The organism is Burkholderia territorii (assembly GCF_001718335.1).
GTDB lineage: Bacteria > Pseudomonadota > Gammaproteobacteria > Burkholderiales > Burkholderiaceae > Burkholderia > Burkholderia territorii.
Map to the genome: position 1 here is coordinate 3076473 of NZ_CP013366.1, position 20290 is coordinate 3096762.

At 69.3% G+C, this 20290-nt stretch carries 15 protein-coding genes; 5 read left to right on the forward strand and 10 right to left on the reverse strand.

Annotated elements, in window-relative coordinates; genetic code table 11:
• The first annotated feature begins 245 nt into the window (after positions 1–245).
• Entirely contained in the window at positions 246–497 is a 252-nt protein-coding gene (locus tag WS51_RS24705) for an accessory factor UbiK family protein (RefSeq protein ID WP_006398174.1), read from the forward strand.
• Between the two features lie 270 nt (positions 498–767).
• Positions 768–2420 (forward strand): YifB family Mg chelatase-like AAA ATPase, encoded by a 1653-nt coding sequence (locus WS51_RS24710; protein WP_069229885.1) that lies wholly within the window; start codon positions 768–770, stop codon positions 2418–2420.
• 333 nt (positions 2421–2753) lie between these two features.
• Here WS51_RS24710 and WS51_RS24715 read toward each other — a convergent pair whose 3' ends face one another.
• Complete coding sequence (locus tag WS51_RS24715) at positions 2754–3326, reverse strand: hypothetical protein (protein ID WP_060346111.1); 573 nt, start codon at positions 3324–3326, stop codon at positions 2754–2756.
• Positions 3327–3489: 163 nt separating this feature from the next.
• Here WS51_RS24715 and WS51_RS24720 point away from each other — a divergent pair, with 163 nt between their 5' ends.
• Entirely contained in the window at positions 3490–4026 is a 537-nt protein-coding gene (locus WS51_RS24720) for a TlpA disulfide reductase family protein (protein ID WP_059451522.1), read from the forward strand.
• Between the two features lie 97 nt (positions 4027–4123).
• Here the strand turns inward: WS51_RS24720 and WS51_RS24725 are convergent, their stop codons facing one another.
• The 9 genes from WS51_RS24725 to WS51_RS24765 form a co-directional block, all read right to left on the reverse strand.
• Positions 4124–5479 (reverse strand): sigma-54-dependent transcriptional regulator, encoded by a 1356-nt coding sequence (locus tag WS51_RS24725; protein ID WP_059507810.1) that lies wholly within the window; start codon positions 5477–5479, stop codon positions 4124–4126.
• Between the two features lie 80 nt (positions 5480–5559).
• The gene (locus WS51_RS24730; protein WP_059768642.1) at positions 5560–7578 is read right to left on the reverse strand and encodes a sensor histidine kinase; all 2019 of its coding nucleotides are present in this window, start codon (positions 7576–7578) and stop codon (positions 5560–5562) included.
• Between the two features lie 4 nt (positions 7579–7582).
• On the reverse strand, positions 7583–8872 hold the full coding sequence (locus tag WS51_RS24735; RefSeq protein ID WP_059451525.1) for a dicarboxylate/amino acid:cation symporter: 1290 nt from the start codon (positions 8870–8872) through the stop codon (positions 7583–7585).
• Between the two features lie 357 nt (positions 8873–9229).
• A complete protein-coding gene (actP, locus tag WS51_RS24740) occupies positions 9230–10915 on the reverse strand; it encodes a cation/acetate symporter ActP (RefSeq protein WP_069230038.1) in 1686 nt (561 codons plus the stop codon).
• 11 nt (positions 10916–10926) lie between these two features.
• Entirely contained in the window at positions 10927–11232 is a 306-nt protein-coding gene (locus WS51_RS24745; RefSeq protein ID WP_059451527.1) for a DUF485 domain-containing protein, read from the reverse strand.
• A gap of 102 nt (positions 11233–11334) precedes the next feature.
• A complete protein-coding gene (locus WS51_RS24750) occupies positions 11335–12540 on the reverse strand; it encodes a CaiB/BaiF CoA transferase family protein (protein WP_059544941.1) in 1206 nt (401 codons plus the stop codon).
• A 30-nt stretch (positions 12541–12570) separates the two neighbouring features.
• Entirely contained in the window at positions 12571–13716 is a 1146-nt protein-coding gene (locus WS51_RS24755; protein ID WP_059791020.1) for an acyl-CoA dehydrogenase family protein, read from the reverse strand.
• Positions 13717–13730: 14 nt separating this feature from the next.
• Complete coding sequence (locus WS51_RS24760; RefSeq protein ID WP_069229886.1) at positions 13731–14927, reverse strand: acyl-CoA dehydrogenase family protein; 1197 nt, start codon at positions 14925–14927, stop codon at positions 13731–13733.
• 29 nt (positions 14928–14956) lie between these two features.
• Complete coding sequence (locus WS51_RS24765) at positions 14957–17092, reverse strand: 3-hydroxyacyl-CoA dehydrogenase NAD-binding domain-containing protein (RefSeq protein WP_059944946.1); 2136 nt, start codon at positions 17090–17092, stop codon at positions 14957–14959.
• Positions 17093–17332: 240 nt separating this feature from the next.
• Between WS51_RS24765 and WS51_RS24770 the strand changes: the two genes are divergently transcribed.
• Positions 17333–18295 carry a LysR family transcriptional regulator gene (locus tag WS51_RS24770; protein WP_059451532.1) on the forward strand — a complete coding sequence of 321 codons (963 nt, stop codon included), beginning with the start codon at positions 17333–17335 and terminating at the stop codon, positions 18293–18295.
• 71 nt (positions 18296–18366) lie between these two features.
• Entirely contained in the window at positions 18367–20259 is a 1893-nt protein-coding gene (gene ggt / locus WS51_RS24775) for a gamma-glutamyltransferase (protein WP_059544932.1), read from the forward strand.
• Positions 20260–20290 lie beyond the last annotated feature (31 nt).

The window sequence follows — 20290 nt, forward strand, 5'->3', positions numbered from 1 at the left end:
ACAGGGTCACATCGACTGCTGAAAGGTGCGAAAGCCCGGCCGAATGGCCAACATGGCCCGGTTTGCTGGCGCGTCGAAAGGATCGTTGCTAGAGTGCACGCACGTCCCGGCTCACCGGGCCATTCACCCATGCGGGCGCCATGCCCGGAAATCGCGCCGCAGGCGCACCATTTCCGGTCATGCGTGCATCATGGGCACGTATGCAACTGAAGATGCACAATTTTTGTGCAAGGAAGGGAAATCTCATGAAGCAACCCAGCGATGTTTTCAACGACCTGCAGTCGCGCGTCAGCGACCTGCTGAAAAACTCGCCGGCCAAGGACGTCGAGCGCAACGTGAAGGCCATGTTGTCGCAAGGCTTCTCGAAGCTCGATCTCGTCACGCGCGAGGAGTTCGACACGCAGGCGCAGGTGCTCGCCCGCACTCGCGTGCGTCTCGAGGAACTCGAGAAGCGCGTCGCGGAACTCGAGCAGAAGCTCGCAGCGTCCCAGGCCTGACGCCCCCACCCGACCGACCGGTCCGGGCGCGGGCCGCCTCGTGCGGCCCGCGCCCGCCACCCGGAAATCGGCCGGTCAGCGAGTCGTGACGTCGCGCTTCGCTGTTCTTCGCCGCTGTTCCTGGCTCTTGGCAGTTCGTCGTTCCCCGCAGTTCGTCGTTCCTCGTTCTTTCCCGCGCCACGCCGGCAGCGCGCACCGATTCCTCCGATTCCCGCGGCATGCGGCCACCAACGGCCGTTGCCCGCACGATCCACCTACAGGAGCCTCGCCATGTCGCTCGCCGTGGTGCGCAGTCGCGCGCCGGCGGCCGGCCGCGCGCCGGACGTCACCGTCGAAGTTCACCTTGCCAACGGGTTGCCGTCGTTCTCGATCGTCGGCCTGCCCGATCTCGAAGTCCGCGAAAGCCGCGAGCGCGTGCGCGCCGCGCTGCAGAACTGCGGATTCGACTTCCCCGTCAGGCGCATCACCGTCAATCTCGCGCCGGCCGACCTGCCGAAGGAGTCGGGCCGCTTCGACCTGCCGATCGCGCTCGGCATTCTCGCCGCGAACGGCCAGCTGCCGGCCGACACGCTGGTCGGCCGCGAATTCGCGGGCGAACTGTCGCTGACCGGCGCGCTGCGGCCGATGCGCGGCGCGTTCGCGATGGCGTGCGGTGCGGCGCGCGACTGGCGCGCGGACCATGCCAGCCACGCCGGTCGCGTTGGAGCGGACCTCGATTCCGGTCTCGGCGCCAGCCCCGGTTCCAGCGGCCATTCCGGCGTCGATCGCGTCGCGATAACCGGCGCGACGGCCGCGTCGCGCCCGCCCGAGCTGTACCTGCCGCTTGACAGCGCGGCCGAGGCTGCGCTGGTGCCGGGCGTCACCGTGTTCGGCGCGCCCGACCTTCCCGCGCTGTGCGCGCACCTGGCCGGTGCGCCGGATGCGCGGCTCGCGCCGGTCGCGGCGCCCTGCCTCGACGGCGTGCCGGCGCCGGCCGCGCCCGATCTCGCGGACGTCGTCGGCCAGCGCGGCGCCCGGCGCGCGCTCGAAGTCGCGGCCGCAGGCGGCCACCACATGCTGATGATCGGGCCGCCCGGCGCCGGCAAGTCGATGCTCGCCGCGCGGCTGCCCGGCCTGCTGCCGCCGCTGACCGACGACGAGGCGCTGACGTCGGCAGCGCTTCTTTCCGCGAGCCGCATCGGCTTCTCGCCGTCGCAGTGGCGGCGGCGTCCGTTCCGCTCGCCGCACCATTCGTCGAGCGCCGCCGCGCTGGTCGGCGGCCGCAACCCGCCGCAGCCTGGAGAAATCACGCTCGCGCACCTCGGCGTGCTGTTTCTCGACGAGCTGCCCGAATTCGACCGGCACGTGCTGGAAATGCTGCGCGAGCCGCTGGAGGCCGGCCGCATCACGATCTCGCGGGCGGCGCAGCAGGCCGACTTCCCCGCCGCGTGCCAGCTGATCGCCGCGATGAATCCGTGTCCGTGCGGCTGGCACGGCGATCCGTCCGGGCGCTGTCGCTGCACGCCGGATGTCGCCACGCGCTACCTGCGCAAGCTGTCGGGTCCGTTGCTCGATCGCATCGACATCCAGATCGACCTGCCCGCGCTGTCGCCGGCCGAGCTCGCGTCGCGCGCGACGGCACCGGGCGAGCCGAGCGCGGCCGTCGCCGCGCGGGTCGCCCGGGCGCGCGCGTTGCAACTCGAGCGGCAGGGCAAGACCAATCACATGCTGAGCGGCCGCGAAACCGACGATCTGTGCCGGCCGACGGACGACGGCGAGCGGCTGCTGCGCGAGGCCGGCGAGCGCTTCGGCTGGTCGGCACGCGCATATTTCCGCGTGCTGAAGGTCGCACGCACGATCGCCGATCTGGCCGGCGACCCGTGGCCTACCGCCGCGCAGATCGCCGAAGCGATCCGCTACCGGCGTGCGCTCACGGCGCTGTGAACGCCCTCGAAGGACAAAATACGGCTGTCAAGACTTGACTTATGCACAATTTCACGAATCCGGCGTCCGATCGTGCAGCGTGGGCGACGCTCCATCGCGAAATTCGTATCTCGTTGTTTTAATTGATTTTTCTCAAACGGGGCGCGAGCTGTCAAATATACCGGAAGGCCGTCCGGCGCGGCTTTGCGGGAGATTCGGCCCACTTTTCAACAAAGTTATCCACATGCGCTGTGGATAGCCGAAAAATCCCCGCAAAATCCGTCGATTAGCGCCGAAAGCTGCGAATGAACTTTCAATTGTCACGGAGAGTCCGAGCGCCCTCGCCGGCCGCCGTCAGTCGAGTTTGAACGAGCCGAAAAACTGGTCGAGCTGCTCCTGCGCAAGCGGCCGGTCGGCGATCGCGACGGCCTGGTAAGCGTGCCGGCCTCGTGCCACGAGCCGCGCGACGATCGTCTTGTGCGAATGGTCGCCGCCGCTGGCCGCGCCCGCGACGCGCAGTTCGAGCCCGTTCACCGCGCCGCCGGCCGCGAGCGGCACCGGCACCGACGCCGTCCGTGGCACACCTTCGAGATTGCGCGACAACCCGGCGCGCAGGAACTCGAGCGCCGCGCGACGCGTGTCGTCGCGGTCGTCGGGCAGCGTCAGCGTGCCGACCGCGAACACCGCGCCGTCGACGTGCGCGGCCTGCATCCGCATCGGCATCGACGCACCGCCGACCGCCACCGGCTGATCCTCGACGGTGGGCTTCGCCGGCAGGTCGATCGTGTAACCGGCGTCGTTGTGCAGCGTACGCCAGTCATACGATGGCGAGCACGCGGCCAGCGCCGCGCCGACACACACGAGCGCGGCGTAGTGTCGCAGCGGACGAAAAAGGGGGCGCAACGAATCGATGACTTCCTTCGGCATGGCGGTGATGGGGACAGGCAAAACGCCCATTATCCGCCGAAGCCGGCATCCGGTATGCGCGGCGGCCACCGGTGCGCGCGCCGCATTCGCGCTAAAATAAGCGCCGAATTTCGACGTCCTTTGCATCGATGCGCGTCATCGACCGACTCCGAGAGCACCGCAGATGAACACCACGCCTCCCGCCCAGCGCCGCACCGGCCCCGCCCGCTATATCGCCGCGGCCGTCGTCGTCGCGGCCATCGCCGTTGCCGGCTTCTTCGCGTTCAACGGCAAGTCCACCGTGCCGGACGCGACGTTCACGCTGCTGTCGGGCCAGAAGGTGTCGACGGCCGGCGACCTGAAGGGCAAGGTGTACCTCGTGAACTTCTGGGCGACGAGCTGCGCGACCTGCATGCAGGAAATGCCGCAGATGGTCGATACCTACAATCGCTTCAAGGGCCAGGGGCTGGAATTCGTCGCGGTCGCGATGAACTACGATCCGCCGATGTACGTCGCGAACTATGCGCAGACGCGCCAGCTGCCGTTCAAGGTCGCGCTCGACGACGGCAGCGTCGCGAAGCAGTTCGGCAACGTGCAGCTCACGCCGACGACCTTCGTCGTCGACAAGGACGGCAAGATCCTGAAACGCTACGTCGGCGCCCCGCAATTCGCGGAACTCGACGCGCTGCTCAAGAAGGCGCTCGACGCCAACGCGGCCTGAGCGCCGCCCGACGAGGCTCGCCGGGGCGCCCGCCGCGCGCTGCCCCGCACCACGGACCGCCCGACCGGCCTGCCCGGTTCCGCGGTCCGTTGCTTTTTCAGCGCTCGGTTTCGCCTTTCGCCGACAGCCCGTAGCGCTTCATCTTCTCGTACAGCGTCGCCTTGCCGACGTGCAGCCGGTCGGCCGTCGCGGCGACCGCGCCGCCCGTCTGGTTCAGCGCTTCGGCGATCACCGCGCGCTCGAACTGCTCGATACGCTCCTTCAGCGTCTGGTCGCTGTCGGCCGCGTCGCCGCCCGCACCGGCTTCCGGCGGCATGTCGGCGACGCCGAGCACGAACCGGTCGGCCGCGTTGCGCAGCTCGCGCACGTTGCCGGGCCAGTCGCGCTGCATCAGGCTCGCCCGCTGCCGGTCGGTCAGCACGGGCGCCGGCCGCCCGTAGCGCACGGCCGCGTCGAGCATGAAGTGCTCGAACAGCGGCACGATGTCCTCGCGGCGCTCGGCGAGCGGCGGCAGCGCGATCGTCACGACGTTGAGCCGGTACAGCAGGTCGCGCCGGAACGCGCCGGCCGCGACGAGTTCGCTCATGTCGCCTTTGGCGGCCGCGACGACGCGGCAGTTCACGCGGATCGGCTGGTTCGAGCCGAGCCGCTCGAGCACGCCGTCCTGCAGCACGCGCAGGAGCTTCACCTGCAGCGCGAGCGGCATGCTTTCGATTTCGTCGAGGAACAGCGTGCCGCCGGATGCGTATTCGAGCTTGCCGACGCGACGCTTCGCGGCGCCGGTGAACGCGCCGGGCTCGTAGCCGAACATCTCGGACTCGAACATCGGCTCCGGCAGCGCGCCGCAGTTCACCGCGATGAACGGCTTGTCGCGACGCGGCGACAGCTCGTGCAGGCTGCGCGCGATCAGCTCCTTGCCGGCGCCCGTGTCGCCGTTGATCAGCACCGACGCATCGGTGGGCGCGACGTTCGCGATCAGCTTGCGCACCTGCTCGATCGCCGGGCTGCGGCCGATGATGCGCGGCGCGACGACGTTCTGCCCGGCCAGCTCGCGCCGCAGCGCGTGATTCTCGAGCACGAGCTCGCGCCGCTCGAGCGCGCGCCGCACGGTCTCGATCAGCCGCTCGGCCGCGAACGGTTTCTCGATGAAGTCGTACGCGCCGTCGCGCATCGCCTGCACGGCCATCGAGATGTCGCCGTGGCCGGTGACGAGGATCACCGGCACGTCGGGCACGCGCTCGCGGCACTGCGCGAGCAGGTCGAGCCCGCTCGCGCCAGGCAGGCGGATGTCGCTGACGATCGCGCCGGCGGTTTCCGCGACGATCGCCTTGTCGGCCGCCTCGGCCGACTCGAACCCGACGACGTCGAACCCCGCGAGCTGGAGGCTCTGCACGCTCGCCCGGCGAACGAGCGCATCGTCTTCGATATAGATCACTTGCAGCCGGTTGGCCATCTTGGTCACTTGCTCCTGACACGCCGCGCGACACTGGCGCGCGCGGCTCTCGTTGATGCCGGTCGTGCGGCGAACCGGCCCTAGTGCGAGCCCGCCGGCTCCGACACCGAGTCCGGATGATGCGTGCGCGCGCGCCGCAGCGTCAAGACGAACAGCGCACCGCCGGACGGTGCATTGCGCGCGGTCAGCGCGCCGCCCGCGTCGCTCGCGATCGACGACGAGATCGCGAGGCCCAGCCCGAGCCCGCGCCCCATTTCCTTGGTGGTGAAGAACGGTTCGAACAAGCGCGGCAGCAAGTCGGGCGCGATGCCCGGGCCGTTGTCGCGCACTTCGACCGCGAGCGTCGCGACCGACACCGCGATCGTCACTTCGATCGCCGGCGACGCAACGCCCGCGACCGCGTCGAGCGCGTTGCCGAGCAGGTTGATCAGCACCTGTTCGAGGCGCAGGTCCTCGCAGCGGGCGACGAGCTCCGGATAGTCGCACGCGAGATCGAGCGGTGCGTCGCGCGCGGGCGACACGGTCGCGTCCTGCAGCGTCAGCGTGAGCGCGACGCCGCGCAGCCGGTCGCCTAGCAGCGACAGCACGCTGCGCAGCGCGCGCACGACGAGCGCCTGTTCGTTGCGCGGCTTCGCGCGGCCGACGAACAGCTTCAGCTGGTTGGTGATTTTGCCCATCCGCTCGGTCAGCGCCGCGATCGCCTCGAGGTTCTCGCGTGCGGCCGCCTGCTCTCCGCGGTCGAGCAGCACGCGCGTGTTGTCCGAGAAGCTGCGCAGCGCCGCGAGCGGCTGGTTCAGTTCATGCGTGATGCCGGCCGCCATCTGGCCAAGCGCGGCGAGCTTGCTCGCCTGGATCAGTTCGTCGTGCGCGGCGCGCAGTTCCTGTTCCGCGCGGATCCGGTCGCCGACTTCCTTCTGCAATTGCTCGTTCGCCTCCGACAGGTCGGCCGTGCGCTCCTCGACGCGCCGGTTCAGCTCCGCATACGCCTGCTGCAGCAACGCGCGGCCGCGGATCATCTCGCGCACGCGGGCGCGGCGCATGCGCCAGTAGAACGCGAGCAACGCGACCGACACGAAGCCGAAGCCGGTGACGATCGTCGCGTTGCGCGCGTCGGCGTCGATCGGCGCGATCGGCGCGAGCGTCACCAGCAGCCAGTCGGGCTCGCCGATCCGCCGCTTGCTCGCGAGGAAACGCGGCGCGCGCCGGCCGTGGCCGAGGCGCACGATCTCCGCGTCGGCGTCGAGCACCTGTTCGACGCGCAGCGGCAGCGGCGTGACGGGTTGCTGCGCATACTGGCGCGTCTCGTAGATCGACGCGGCGACGGGCCCGGTCAACGGATGCAGCGTGTGGTATTTCCACGCGGGCACGGACGACAGGAACACGACGCCGTGATCGTCCGCGACGACGAGCGGCTCGGACGCGTCGGCGCCCTGGAACCATTCGAGATTGAGCTTCACGACGACGACGCCCGCGATCCTGCCGTCGCGCCACACCGGCTGCGAGATGTAGTAGCCGGGATCGCGCGAGATCGTGCCGATCCCGAAGAAGCGGCCGACCCGGCCGCCCATCGCATCGATGAAATACGGACGAAACTGGTATCCGGTCCCGACGAAGCTGTCGGGCGCGCGCCAGTTGCTCGCGGCGACGCACAGGCCGTCCGCGCCGATCACGTAAGTGACGGTCGCGTGCGCGTGTTCGTTGAGGTCTTCGAGATAGCGGTTTGCGCGCGCGGTGAAGTCGGCGCGCTTCGGCTCGGCAAGCACGTCCTGCACGTACGGGTGGCTGCCGAGCAGATACGGCAGCGACTCGTAGCGGTCGAGCGTGCTCTTGAGCGCGTTGGTGGTGCGGTCGACGCGCACCGCGGCGTTGCGCTGCAGCTCCGCGACGCCGCGCCGCCACGTGATGGTCCACGTCAGCGCGCACGCCGCCGCGAGCGCGGCGGCAAGCACGACGAGGATGAGCAGGCGGCGCTTCACGGACGTGACTTCCTGGCGATGCGGATCGCCTATTGTGTCATAGGGCTCCGCACCGCTGCCGCGTTCGCCCGGGCCGCCGCGCGGCGCGCCGCCGGCGAGCGGCGCCGCCGCCTGCTCCTTCATGACGTCAGACGCCGGCCGTCTCGGTCGTCGTGACCTCGCCGCCGCCCTTCAGCGCCTGGCGCAGCTTGTTGCGGTCGAGCTCCTTCTCCCAGGCCGACACGACGACGGTCGCGACGCCGTTGCCGACGATGTTGGTCAGCGCGCGGCATTCGCTCATGAAGCGGTCGATGCCGAGGATCAGCACCATGCCCGACAGCGGGATCGTCGGCACGACGGCGAGCGTTGCGGCGAGCGTGATGAAGCCCGCGCCCGTGACGCCGCTCGCGCCCTTCGACGTCAGCATCGCGACGGCGAGCAGCGTGAGCTGCTGCATCCACGTCAGTTCGATGTTGGTCGCCTGCGCGATGAACAGCACGGCCATCGTCATGTAGATGTTGGTGCCGTCGAGGTTGAACGAGTAGCCGGTCGGCACGACGAGGCCGACCACCGAGCGCGAGCAGCCGGCCTTCTCGAGCTTTTCCATCAGCTGCGGCAGCGCGGCTTCCGACGAGCTCGTGCCGAGCACGATCAGCAGCTCTTCCTTGATGTACGACACGAAGCGGATGATCGAGAAGCCCGTCACGCGCGCGATCGCGCCGAGCACGACCAGCACGAACACGACCGAGGTCAGGTAGAACGTGCCGATCAGCTTGAGCAGCGGCACCAGCGAGCCGACGCCGTACTTGCCGATCGTGAACGCCATCGCGCCGAACGCGCCGATCGGCGCCAGCTTCGTGACGATGTGCACGATGCCGAACAGCACGCGCGTGAGGCCGTCGATGAAATCGGTGACGACCTTGCCGCGTTCGCCGAGGTGCGCGAGCACGCTGCCGAACAGCAGCGCGATCAGCAGGATCTGCAGGATTTCGCCCTGCGCGAACGCATCGACCATCGTGTTCGGGATGATGTGCATCAGGAAGTCGACCGTCGACTGCCCGTGCGCCTTGGCCGCGTACGACGCGACGGCCTTGCCGTCGAGCGTCGCCGGATCGATGTTGAAGCCGACGCCCGGGCGCAGCAGGTGCGTGGCCGCGAGGCCGAGCAGCAGCGCGAAGGTCGACACGATCTCGAAGTACAGCAGCGCCTTGCCGCCGACGCGGCCGACCTTCTTCATGTCCTCCATGCCGGCGATGCCGGTGACGACCGTACAGAAGATGATCGGTCCGATCACCATCTTGATCAGCTTGATGAAGCCGTCGCCGAGCGGTTTCATGTCGGTGGCGAGCGCCGGATAGAAGTGGCCGAGGATCACGCCGACGATGATGGCGAAGATCACCTGCACATAGAGCACTTTGTAGAAGGGTTTCTTCTTCACGATGGTTCCTGCTGAAGTAGATGATGAGCCGGTGGAGACGGCGTCACGCGCGCGGACGAATGCCCAGGGGAAAAGTCACTCGCCCGCGCGGCTGCCGTGCCGCAACAAGCGATGCCTCAGGACGTCCGGAGGGGATGGAAGGCAGTGGTCATCGATTGTCTCCTTGGTTTAATAGTCGGGCCGGGGGGATGGCCGTGCTTTTCATATTGCAAGGTCGATGCCAGGTTTCCGGAACCCCTCAAGCCGTTGTTTTCATTGTATTTCTCATAATGCGGCAGGCAAGGAAATCCGGGATTCCGGATTTCCGGAAAATATCCGTCCGGCGATCCGGACGGATCGATCGTTTCATCCGACGAATCAGTGCTGCACGGCCTCGCCGGCCAGCACGCCCGTCTGCGCGTAGAACTCCTGCCGCGCGAACGCCTCGCGCTCGCGTCGCGCGCGCTCGCCGCGGTCCGCGAGCGAGCCGACGACGATCCCGACGAACGCCAGCGGCACCGACACGAGCGCCGGGTTGTCGAGGAACACCGGCGCATGCGCGTGGTGCAGCACGTCGACCCACACCGACTTCGACAGCACCGTGAGCGCCACCGCCGACGCGAGGCCCAGGCCGCCGCCGAGCACCGCGCCGCGCGTCGTCATCCCGCGCCAGAAGATCGACATCGCGAGCACCGGGAAATTCGCGCTGGCGGCCACCGCCGCGACGAGACCGACCATGAACGCGACGTTCACGTGCTCGAACAGGATCGACAGCGCGATCGCGACGGCGGACAACCCGATCGTCGCCGCGCGCGAGATGCGCATCTCCAGCCGCTCGTCGGGCTTGCCGCGCGCCCACATCTGCGCGTACAGGTCATGCGAGATCGTGGTCGCGCCGGCGAGCGTCAGCCCGGCGACCACCGCGAGGATCGTCGCGAACGTGACGGCCGCGATGAAGCCGTAGAACCAGTTGCCGCCGACCGCCTGCGCGAGCTTCACCGCGACCATGTTCGAACCGCCGAGCAGGTCGTGCGTGAGGTTGAAGGTGCCGTTCGCGCCGAGCCGGAAGAATTCCGGATGCTGCGCGAGCAGCACGATCGCCGAGAAGCCGATCACGAACGTGAGCAGATAGAAGTAGCCGATGAAGCCGGTCGCGTAGAGCACCGACTTGCGCGCCTCCTTCGCGTTCGGCACCGTGAAGAAGCGCATCAGGATGTGCGGGAAGCCGGCCGTGCCGAACATCAGCGCGATGCCGAGCGACAGCGCGTTGGCCGGATCGCGGATCAGCTTGCCGGGCCACATGATCGACAGCGCGCCCGGATGCACGGCCACCGCGCGGCGGAACATCTCGTCGACGCTGAAGCCGAACTCGCCCAGCGCGAGCAACGCGAGCAGCGTCGCGCCGCACAGCAGCAGCACGGCCTTGATCACCTGCACCCAGGTGGTCGCGGTCATCCCGCCGAAGAACACGTACACGACCATCAGCACGCCGACGATCAGCTCGGCCGTGCCGTACGACAGCCCGAACAGCAGCTGGATCAGCTTGCCCGCGCCGACCATCTGCACGACCAGGTAGAGCACGACGATCGTCAGCGCGTTCGCGGACGTCAGCAGCCGGATCGGCCGCTGCGCGAAGCGGTACGCGACGACGTCGACGAACGTGAACTTGCCGAGGTTGCGCAGCGGCTCGGCGATCAGGAACATCACGAACGGCCAGCCGACCAGGAAGCCGATCGAGTAGATCAGCCCGTCGAAGCCGAACATGAACACCATCCCCGACAGCCCGAGGAACGACGCGGCCGACATGTAGTCGCCCGCGATCGCGAGCCCGTTCTGCAGGCCGGTGATGCCGCCGCCGGCCGTGTAGAAGTCGCGCGTCGAGCGCGTGCGGCGCGCGGCCCAGCGCGTGAGCGCGAGCGTCGCGAACACGAACGCGAAGAACATCGCGATCGCGACCGGGTTCAGCTCGACCTTGTCGGGCATCGGCCCCGCGACGGCGCTCGCGTGCGCGGTAGAGGAAACGAGAATGGCCAGCGCGCCGGGCGCGCTCGAGATGCGTCGCATGTCGGCCTCCGTCACGAACGTTGCAGGATCGCGTCGACGCGGCGGTCGAACGCACGGTTCGCGCGCAGCACGTAGCACGCGGTCAGGCCGATCGCGACCAGGATGATCGCGACGCCCGCGACGATCCCGACCGTGGTCGTCGCGCCGCGGTACAGCGGCGCGGCCAGCACGTGCGGGGCAAGCGCGACGAGCAGGATGAAGCCGTAGTAGGTGGCGATCATCAGCGCCGTCAGCGTGAAGCTGAAGCGGCGCCGCGCACGCACGAGCTGCTGGTAGTCACGGCGCGCCGTGACCGATTCGATGACGGAATGCTCCATGGTGTCTCCGGTGTCCCCTCGTCGTTCGCGAGGCGTGTCTTATGGATGGTCGGCGCGCATCGACTGCTCCGCCCGCGCCGCGGCGGCAATCCATGAAACGCGCTACACGACGCGGTCCGCGCGCAGCCGCGCCAGCGCGTCCGGCGACAATCCAAGCCAGCTGCCGAGCACGTCGTCCGTATCGGCGCCGAGCACCGGCGGCGCACCGCGCACCGGCAGCCGCGCACCGTCGAAGCGGTACGGCGGCGCGAGCACGTCGACGCCGCCCGCGACCGGATGCGGCTGCCGCGTGACGAGCCCCGCGCGACTCGCACGCTCCGACGTGAGCGCGTCGTGCAGCCCGAGCACCTCGCCGCACGGAATGCCCGCATCGGCCAGCGCCGCAAGCAGCATCGCGCGCGGCCGCCGCGCGAGTTCGCCGCGAATCTCCGGCAGCAGCGCGGCGCGGTTCTCCGAGCGGCCGAGATTGGTCCGGTAGCGATCGTCCGCCGCGAGGTCGGGCCGCTCGATCGCATCGCAGAAACGCGCGAACTGCGTGTTGTTGCCGACCGTGATCACGAGCGGGCCGTCGGCTGCATCGAACACGCCGTACGGCACGATCGACGGATGCGCGTTGCCGTAGCGCGGCGGATCCTCGCCCATCAGCAACGCATCGAGCCCGTAGTACGCGGTGATCATCAACCCGCAGTCGAACAGCGCCATCTCGATGCGCCGTCCGCGGCCGGTCGCGTGGCGCTCGTACAGCGCGGCGAGGATCGCCTGCGCCGAATACATGCCGGTGAACAGGTCGACCGCCGCGACGCCGAACTTCAGCGGCGGCTGGCCGGCCTCGCCGTTCAGTGCCATCAGCCCGGCCTCGCCCTGCACGACGAGGTCGTAGCCGGGCCGCGCGGCCTCCGGGCCCGAGCGGTCGTAGCCGGAAATCGCGCAGTGCACGAGCCGCGGGTTCAATTCCGCGAGCGCGTCGTAGCCGAGGCCCAGCTTCTCCGCGCCGCCGAACTTGAAGTTGTGGATCAGCACGTCGGCCTGCGCGGCCAGCTCGCGCGCGATGCGCTGCCCTTCTTCGGTCTGCAGGTCGATGCAGATCGAGCGCTTGCTGCGGTTCACGCTGTTGAAATAGGTCGTCTCGGTGTCGCCGATCCGCAGCCCCCAGTCGCGCGTGTCGTCGCCGCGCGCCGGATGCTCGACCTTGATCACGTCCGCGCCGAAATCGGCGAGCACCATCGCGCTCCACGGGCCCGCCAGCACGCGCGAAAAATCGAGCACCTTCACGCCGGCCAGCGGCAATGCGCGCGCGTCGTTCGTCATCCTTGTCTCCTCCATTCGCGTCGTATGCCTTTACTGCTTCGACAGCGCGATGTAGCGCGCGAGATGGTGATCCTCGTCGCCGAGCTGGTGATCGATCATCACGAGCCGCTTCGCGTAATGCGACAACGGCAGCTCCCACGTCATCCCGATCCCGCCGTGCAGCTGGATGCTCTCCTCGGCGACGAGCGTGCCGATCCGGCCGATGCTGTATTTCGCCGCCGCGAGCGCGCGCTCGCGCACCGCGCGCGGCGCATCGAGCTGCGCGGCCGCGTTGATCACCGCCGAGCGCGCCTGCTCGACTTCCAGCAGCAGGTCGGCCATCCGGTGCTGCAGCGCCTGGAAGCTGCCGATCGGCAGTCCGAACTGCTTGCGCGTGCGCAGGTAGTCGAGTGTCGCGTCCTTCGCGACGTCCATCGCGCCGAGCGCTTCCGCCGACAGCGCGAGCAGCCCGTAGCCGAGCACGCGCTCGAGCAGCATGGCGCCGGCTTCTCCGTCATGCGCATCCGGCGCGCCGAGCGCGGCATCGGCCGGCAACACGACGCGCTCGAAGCGCACTTCGGCCGCGTGGCCGCCGTCAATCTTCCGGTAGTCGCGCAGCGACACGCCCGGCGCGTCGGCCGGCACGACGAACAGGCCGATGCCGGCCGCGTCGTCGTCATCGCCGGACACGCGCGCGCTGACGACCAGGAACGCCGCCTGCGCGCCCTGGTCGACGACACCCTTCGCGCCGGTCAGCACCCAGCCGTCGGCGGTGCGCTCGGCGCGCGTGCGCACCGTCGTCAGTTCGTAGTGCGAGCCCGGCTCGTCGTGCGCGAATGCAGCGCTCGCGCTGCCGTCGATCAACGCGGCGAGCTTGTCGCGATGCGCGTCGCCGCCGGCCAGCGACAGCGCGCGGCCCGCGAGCAGCGCACCGAGGAACGGCTCGACGACGAGCCCGCGCCCGAGGCATTCGAACACGACGGCGATATCGAAACCCGCGCCGCCGAAGCCGCCGTCGGCTTCGGGAAACAGCGCGCCGATCGCGCCGAGTTCGGCGAAGCGCCGCCACATCGCGCGATCGAATCCGTCGGCCGACTGCGCGATGCGGTCGCGCACGGGGAACGCATATTGTTCGGCGATAAACCGGTTCAACGTGTCCGCCAGCATCCGGCGGTCTTCTGTGTGCTGGAAATCCATCGTCGCGTCCCTCGTTACAGCCCGAGCATCATCTTCGCGATGATGTTCTTCTGGATCTCGTTCGAGCCGCCGAAGATCGACAGCTTGCGGTTGTTGAAATACTGCTGCGCGGCGCTGGCGGCCCCGTCCGGGCCGAGCGGCTCGCCGTCGTAATCGGCGTCGAGCGCCTCCTCGACGAACGGCTGCGCGTAAGGCCCCATCGCGCGGCGCATCAGCGCGGTGATCTCCTGGCGGATCTGCGTGCCGCGAATCTTCAGCATCGAGCTTTCCGCGCCCGGCACGCCGCCGCCCGCGACCGCGGCCAGCACGCGCAGGTTGGTCGTGCGCATGTTCTCGAGCTCGATCTCCACGCGGGCGATGCGCGCCGCGAAGAACGGATCGTCCGCGAGCGGCCGGCCGTTCTTCGTGACCTGCGCGGCGACCGCGCGCAGCCGCTCGAGCGCGGCCGTCGAGAAGCCGATCCCGGCGATGTTGGTGCGTTCGTACGTGAGCAGGTATTTCGCGTACGTCCAGCCGCGATTCTCTTCGCCGACCAGGTTCGCCACGGGCACGCGCACGTCGGTGAAGAACACCTCGTTCACCTCGTGCTCGCCGTCGAGCGTGACGATCGGGCGCACTTCGACACCGGGCGTCGCCATGTCGATCAGCAGGAAGCTGATGCCCTCCTGCTTGCGCACGTCGGTCGCGGTGCGCACCAGGCAGAAGATCATGTTCGCGTAGTGGCCGAGCGTGGTCCACGTCTTCTGCCCGTTCACGACATAGTGGTCGCCGTCGCGCACGGCGCTCGTCTTCACCGACGCGAGGTCTGAACCGGCGCCCGGCTCCGAATAGCCCTGGCACCACCAGTCGCGGCCGTCGAGAATGCGCGGCAGCCAGTGGCGCTTTTGCGCGTCGCTGCCGTACTTGATCAGCACGGGCCCGAGCATGTTCACGCCGAACGGCACGATGCGCGGCGCGCCCGCGAGCGCGCATTCGTTGTCGAACAGAAATTTCTGCGCGACGCTCCAGCCGGGGCCGCCATACTCGCGCGGCCAGTGGCTCGCGAGCCAGCCGCGCGCATTGAGGATCGCGTGCCATTCGCGCATGTCGTCGCGCGTCAGATGCAGACCGCCCCTTACCTTGCGCGCGATGCGCGCGGGCAGTTCGGCGGCGAGAAAGCGCTGCACTTCGGTGCGAAACGCTTCCTCTTCGGGTGTGAAATTGAGATCCATCGTGAGTCCGTTGCGAATGCGGTGAACGTTCAGTCGATATGGTTGAGGCTCGCGAAACCTGCGCCGCGCTCGACCAGCTCGACGATCAGCGGCGAAGGCTTCCAGAACAGCGGATCCTCCTTCGCGAACGCGCGGATGTCGGCCAGCACGTTCGCGAGGCCGACCGTGTCCGCGTAGTGCATCGGGCCGCCGCGATAGCGCGGGAAGCCGTAGCCGTACAGGAACACCGCGTCGACGTCGAGCGGGCGCAGCGCGATCTTCTCGTGCACGACGTTCGCGCCTTCGTTGATCATCGCGGCGAGGTAGCGGCGCATGATCTCGTCGTCGGTGAAGGTGCGCGGCGTGATGCCCTTCTTCGCGCGCTCGTCGGCGACGATCGCCTCGACTTCCGGGTCCGGCGTGCCGGTGCGCGCGCCGTCCGGATACAGGTAGTAGCCGCGCGCGGTCTTCTGCCCGAACCAGCCGCGCTCGCACAGCCGGTCGGAAATCTCCACGTAGCGCGCGCGCGGGTCGCGGGTCGCCGCGCGGCGCTTGCGCGTCGCCCAGCCGATGTCGCCGCCCGCCAGATCGACGACCTGGAACGGTCCCATCGGGAAGCCGAATTCGCGCACCGCGCGATCGATCTGGTACGGCGATGCGCCGTCTTCCATCAGGTAGTCGGCCGCCGTCCGGTAGACGGCGAGGATCCGGTTGCCGATGAAGCCGTCGCACACGCCAGCGCGCACCGGCGTCTTCTTCAGCTGTTTGGCCAGCGCGAACGCGGTCGCGACGACGTCCGCGCTCGCGCGCGCCGGCACGACGATCTCCAGCAGCTTCATCACGTTGGCCGGCGAGAAGAAATGCAGGCCGATCACGTCGGCCGGCCGGTCGATGCTGGCGGCCAGCTCGTCGATGTCGAGATACGACGTGTTGGTCGCAAGCACCGCGCCCGGCTTGCACACGCGCGCGAGCTCGGCGAACACGGCCTTCTTCACGGCCATGTCCTCGAACACGGCCTCGATCACGACGTCGGCCTGCGCGAGCGCATCGTACGACGTGCTGCCCTTGAAGCGCGCGAGCCGCGCCGCATGCGCGGCCGGCGTCATCCGCCCCTTCGCGACGAGCGCGTCGTACACCTTCTCCACATGCGCGCGGCCGCGCGCGAGCGACGCGTCGTCGCGCTCGATCATCGTCACCGGCAGCCCGGCGTCGAGCGCCGCGACCGCGATGCCCGCGCCCATCGTGCCGCCGCCGACCACGCCGATCCGCTCGACCGGCCGTGCGCTCGCGCGGCGCGCCTCGGGCGCCTTGGCCGCCTCGCGTTCCGCGAAGAACGCGTGCACGAGGCCCGCGCGCTGCGGGCTGTCGATGCATTGCAGGAACAGGCTGCGCTCGAGCTTCATCCCCGCGTCGAACGACAGCGTGAGCGCCGCCTCGACCGCTTCGACGATCTTCGCGGGCGAGAACAGCCCGCGCGACTTCTTCGGCAGCTCGGCGCGCGCCGCGTCGATCGCGGCCTGCGCGGCCGCGCGATCGGCAAGCCCCTGCGCATCGCGCGTGCGCCGCGCCGGCGCGCCGAGCGACACGAGTTCCTGCGCATAGGCGAGCCCTTCGGCGAGCGTGTCGTCGCTGTGCGCGACGCGATCGACGAGGCCGAGCGCGAGCGCTTCGTCGGCGCTGGCGTGACGCCCCGTCAGCATCAGGTCGAGCGCGGCCTTCGCACCGATCAGGCGCGGTGTGCGCTGCGTACCGCCCGCGCCGGGCAGCAGGCCGAGCGTGACTTCGGGCAGGCCGAGCTTCGCGCCGGGCACCGCGAGCCGGTAATGCGCGGCGAGCGCGACCTCGAGGCCGCCGCCGAGCGTCGCGCCGTGCAGCGCGACCACGACCGGCTTCGCGCTCGACTCGATCCGCTCGCACACGTCGGGCAGCGACGGCGGCACCGGCGGCTTGCCGAATTCGCGGATGTCGGCGCCCGCGATGAAATTGCGGCCGGCGCCGACGATCAGCACCGCGCGGATCGCGTCGTCGGCCTGCGCGGCGTCCAATGCGTCGGCGAGGCCGCGCCGCACGTCGGCGGACAACGCGTTGACGGGCGGATGGTCGATCGTGACGACGAGCACCTTGTCGCGCCGTTCGCGCGTGACGGTGCCGGCCTGGGAGGATTCGGGGGAAGCGGATGAATTCATCGTGTCTCCAGTGCGATGCGCCGCGCGGGCGGAAGCGGTCGTCGGGGCGGGCCAGCGATGCGGCCTTCCGAGCCTGATGCCGCGCGGCGGGAAACGATCCGGCGTGGTTGCCGGGCATGACTCGATTCTCGATTGATCGAGATTCATTGACAATTCCCGCGCGCCTTTACAAGCTGTCAAGTCTGACTTGACATTGAAGGTTTCCGGGCCATCAAAGGGCCGGATCAGGAGACACCAGGCATGGACCTGAACGCGCTGACGCTGCTCGTCGAGATTCTCGATGCGGGCAACCTGAGCAAGGCCGCGCAGCGGCTCAAGATGAGCCGCGCGAACGTCAGCTACCGGCTGAACCAGCTCGAACGCTCGATCGGCCAGCAGCTCGTGCGCCGCACGACGCGCCGCATCGAGCCGACCGAGATCGGGCTGAAGCTGTACGAACACGGCCGGCGCATCCGCAACGAGCTGCTTGCCGCGCAGGAATCGGTGACGACGCTCGGCCAGGACCTGCAGGGCCGCGTGCGGCTGTCGGTGCCGAGCGGCTACGGGCAGATGGTGATGTCCGACTGGCTGCTCGCGTTCAAGCGGCTGCATCCGGGCATCGTGCTCGACGTCGTGTTCGAGAATCGCGTGGAGGACCTCATGCGCGACGAGGTCGACATCGCGATCCGCGTGATGTCCGAGCCGCCGCAGAACCTCGTCGCGCGCGACATGGGCGCGGTGCGCTACGTCGCGTGCGCGTCGCCCGCGTTCGCCGCCGCGCACGGGATGCCGGCGAGCCTCGGCGCGCTGGCCGCCGCGCCGGTCGTCACCGCGACGGTGCTCGGGCGGCAGCTGCGGATCGCCGCGTATCTCGGCGACGAACGCCACGAGGTGCTGCTCGAGCCCACGCTGATTTCGGAGAACTTCCTGTTCCTGCGCCAGGCGATTCTCGCCGGGATCGGGGTCGGCATCGTGCCCGACTACGTGATGCAGGACGACATGCGGCGCGGCACGGTCGTCACGTCGCTCGATGCGTATCGGCTCAGTATCTTCGGCACGCACATGTACATGCTCTACATGCCGAACCGGCACCACACGCGCGCGACCGCGACGTTCATAGAGTTCATCCTCGAACAGGCCGGAAAGACCGGCCGGGGCGGGCCCGACGGGATGCGTCAGGGTTTCCTGTCGGGTGACAACCCGCCGGCCGCGCGGCGACAATAGCGCGCCGCCCGTGCGGAGCGCGTGCCGCGCACACGCCGCCTCCTTCGAATTCACTGTTGCCGAGGGTTTCAATGTTCGACCGGATCCGTCCGCATTCGCGTCCCCGGACGCTCGCCGCCACGCTCGCGCTCGCCGCGCTCGTCACGTTCGCCGCGTTCGGTGCGGGCTGCACGTCCCCGTCCGCGCCGTCGGGCGCCGTCGTTCCGGTGGCCGCCGCGTCGGGCGCCGCTGTGCCGCTGCCCGGCGTTCACGCGCCCGAGCGGTCGTCAGGCTGGACCGACAAGCCGGGCTGGACCTCGCAGCATTTCATGATCGCGGCCGCGAACCCGCTCGCGACGCAGGCCGGCTACGACATGCTGAAGGCCGGCGGCACCGCGATCGATGCGGCGATCGCGACGCAGATGGTGCTGGCGCTCGTCGAGCCGCAATCGTCCGGGCTCGGCGGCGGCGCGTTCATGCTGTACTCCGACGGCAAGACGACGCAGGCATACGACGGCCGCGAGACCGCGCCGGCCGCCGCGACCGAGCGCCTGTTCTACGGCCCGACCGGCCAGCCGATGGGCTTCTACGAAGGCGTCGTCGGCGGCCGTTCGGTCGGCACGCCGGGCGTGCTGCGCATGCTCGAGGCCGCGCACCGGGCGCACGGCAAGCTGCCGTGGCGCCGGCTGTTCCAGCCCGCGATCCGGCTCGCCGAGCACGGCTTCACGATCAGCCCGCGCCTCGCGATGCTGATCGCGAACGACAAGTACCTGATGAACGATGCGGCCGCGCGCGCGTATTTCTACAACAAGGACGGCACGCCGAAGGCGGCCGGCACGGTGCTGAAGAACCCCGCGCTCGCGACCGTGCTGCGCCAGGTCGCCGAGCGCGGCGCGAATGCGTTCTACACCGGCGCGATCGCGCGCGACATCGTCGCCAAGGTGCGCAAGCATCCGACCAACCCGGGCCTGCTGTCGCTGCAGGATCTCGCGCGCTACAAGGCGAAGGTGCGTGCGCCGCTGTGCACCGACTACCGGCGCTCGGTGGTGTGCGGAATGCCGCCGCCGTCGTCGGGCGGTCTCGCGATCGCGCAGATGCTCGGCATTCTCGAGGCGATGCCCGACTGGCAGCAGATCGGCGCGCAGAAGCCGGTACGCAACGAGCTCGGCTACGAGCCGACGCCGTTTGCCGCGCACCTGTTCAGCGAGGCCGGGCGCCTTGCGTTCGCCGATCGCGCGCGCTACGTCGCCGATCCGGATTTCGTGCCGTTGCCGGGCGGCAGCTGGGCGAGCCTTGCCGACAAGACCTATCTCGCTCAGCGCGCGCGCCTGATCGGCGACACGAGCATGGGCGTCGCGCAGGCAGGCACGCCGCAGGGCGCGACGCTCGCGCTGGCCGACGACCGCAGCCCCGAATTGCCGTCGACGTCCGATATCGCGATCGTCGACCGCTACGGCCAGGCGCTGTCGATGACGACCAGCGTCGAAGACGCGTTCGGCTCGCGGCTGATGGTGCGCGGTTTCATGCTGAACAACCAGCTCACCGATTTCTCGTTCGCGGCGAGCGAGAACGGCCGGCCCGTCGCGAACCGCGTGCAGCCGGGCAAGCGGCCGCGCTCGTCGATGTCGCCCGAACTCGTGTTCGACAAGAAGACGAAACAGGTGACGATGATCGTCGGCTCGGCCGGCGGCCCCGCGATCATCAACCACGTCGCGAAGACGCTGATCGGCGTGATGGACTGGGGGATGACGATGCAGCAGGCGATCGCGCTGCCGAACTTCGGATCGATGAACGGGCCGACGCAGCTCGAGCGCGGGCGCGTGTCGGATGCGCTCGTCGACGGGCTCAAGGGGCGCGGGCACGACGTGCAGGTCGTCGAGATGAACTCGGGCCTGCAGGGCATCCAGCGGCTGAACGTGCAGGGGCAGACGGTGTGGTTCGGCGGCGCGGACCCGCGGCGCGAAGGGATCGCGATGGGCGATTGAGGCCGGCGGGAACGGGCGGCGCGTGCGCCGC

Bases quoted from the DNA above. Each gene is read 5' to 3' on its own strand.
- WS51_RS24770 (WP_059451532.1), top strand. From the start codon at position 17,333: ATGGACCTGAACGCGCTGACGCTGCTCGTCGAGATTCTCGATGCGGGC.
- WS51_RS24715 (WP_060346111.1), bottom strand. From the start codon at position 3,326: ATGCCGAAGGAAGTCATCGATTCGTTGCGCCCCCTTTTTCGTCCGCTG.
- WS51_RS24705 (WP_006398174.1), top strand. From the start codon at position 246: ATGAAGCAACCCAGCGATGTTTTCAACGACCTGCAGTCGCGCGTCAGC.
- WS51_RS24755 (WP_059791020.1), bottom strand. From the start codon at position 13,716: ATGGATTTCCAGCACACAGAAGACCGCCGGATGCTGGCGGACACGTTG.
- WS51_RS24725 (WP_059507810.1), bottom strand. From the start codon at position 5,479: ATGGCCAACCGGCTGCAAGTGATCTATATCGAAGACGATGCGCTCGTT.
- WS51_RS24720 (WP_059451522.1), top strand. From the start codon at position 3,490: ATGAACACCACGCCTCCCGCCCAGCGCCGCACCGGCCCCGCCCGCTAT.
- WS51_RS24765 (WP_059944946.1), bottom strand. From the start codon at position 17,092: ATGAATTCATCCGCTTCCCCCGAATCCTCCCAGGCCGGCACCGTCACG.
- WS51_RS24760 (WP_069229886.1), bottom strand. From the start codon at position 14,927: ATGGATCTCAATTTCACACCCGAAGAGGAAGCGTTTCGCACCGAAGTG.
- WS51_RS24750 (WP_059544941.1), bottom strand. From the start codon at position 12,540: ATGACGAACGACGCGCGCGCATTGCCGCTGGCCGGCGTGAAGGTGCTC.
- WS51_RS24730 (WP_059768642.1), bottom strand. From the start codon at position 7,578: ATGAAGGAGCAGGCGGCGGCGCCGCTCGCCGGCGGCGCGCCGCGCGGC.
- WS51_RS24745 (WP_059451527.1), bottom strand. From the start codon at position 11,232: ATGGAGCATTCCGTCATCGAATCGGTCACGGCGCGCCGTGACTACCAG.
- ggt (WP_059544932.1), top strand. From the start codon at position 18,367: ATGTTCGACCGGATCCGTCCGCATTCGCGTCCCCGGACGCTCGCCGCC.
- actP (WP_069230038.1), bottom strand. From the start codon at position 10,915: ATGCGACGCATCTCGAGCGCGCCCGGCGCGCTGGCCATTCTCGTTTCC.
- WS51_RS24710 (WP_069229885.1), top strand. From the start codon at position 768: ATGTCGCTCGCCGTGGTGCGCAGTCGCGCGCCGGCGGCCGGCCGCGCG.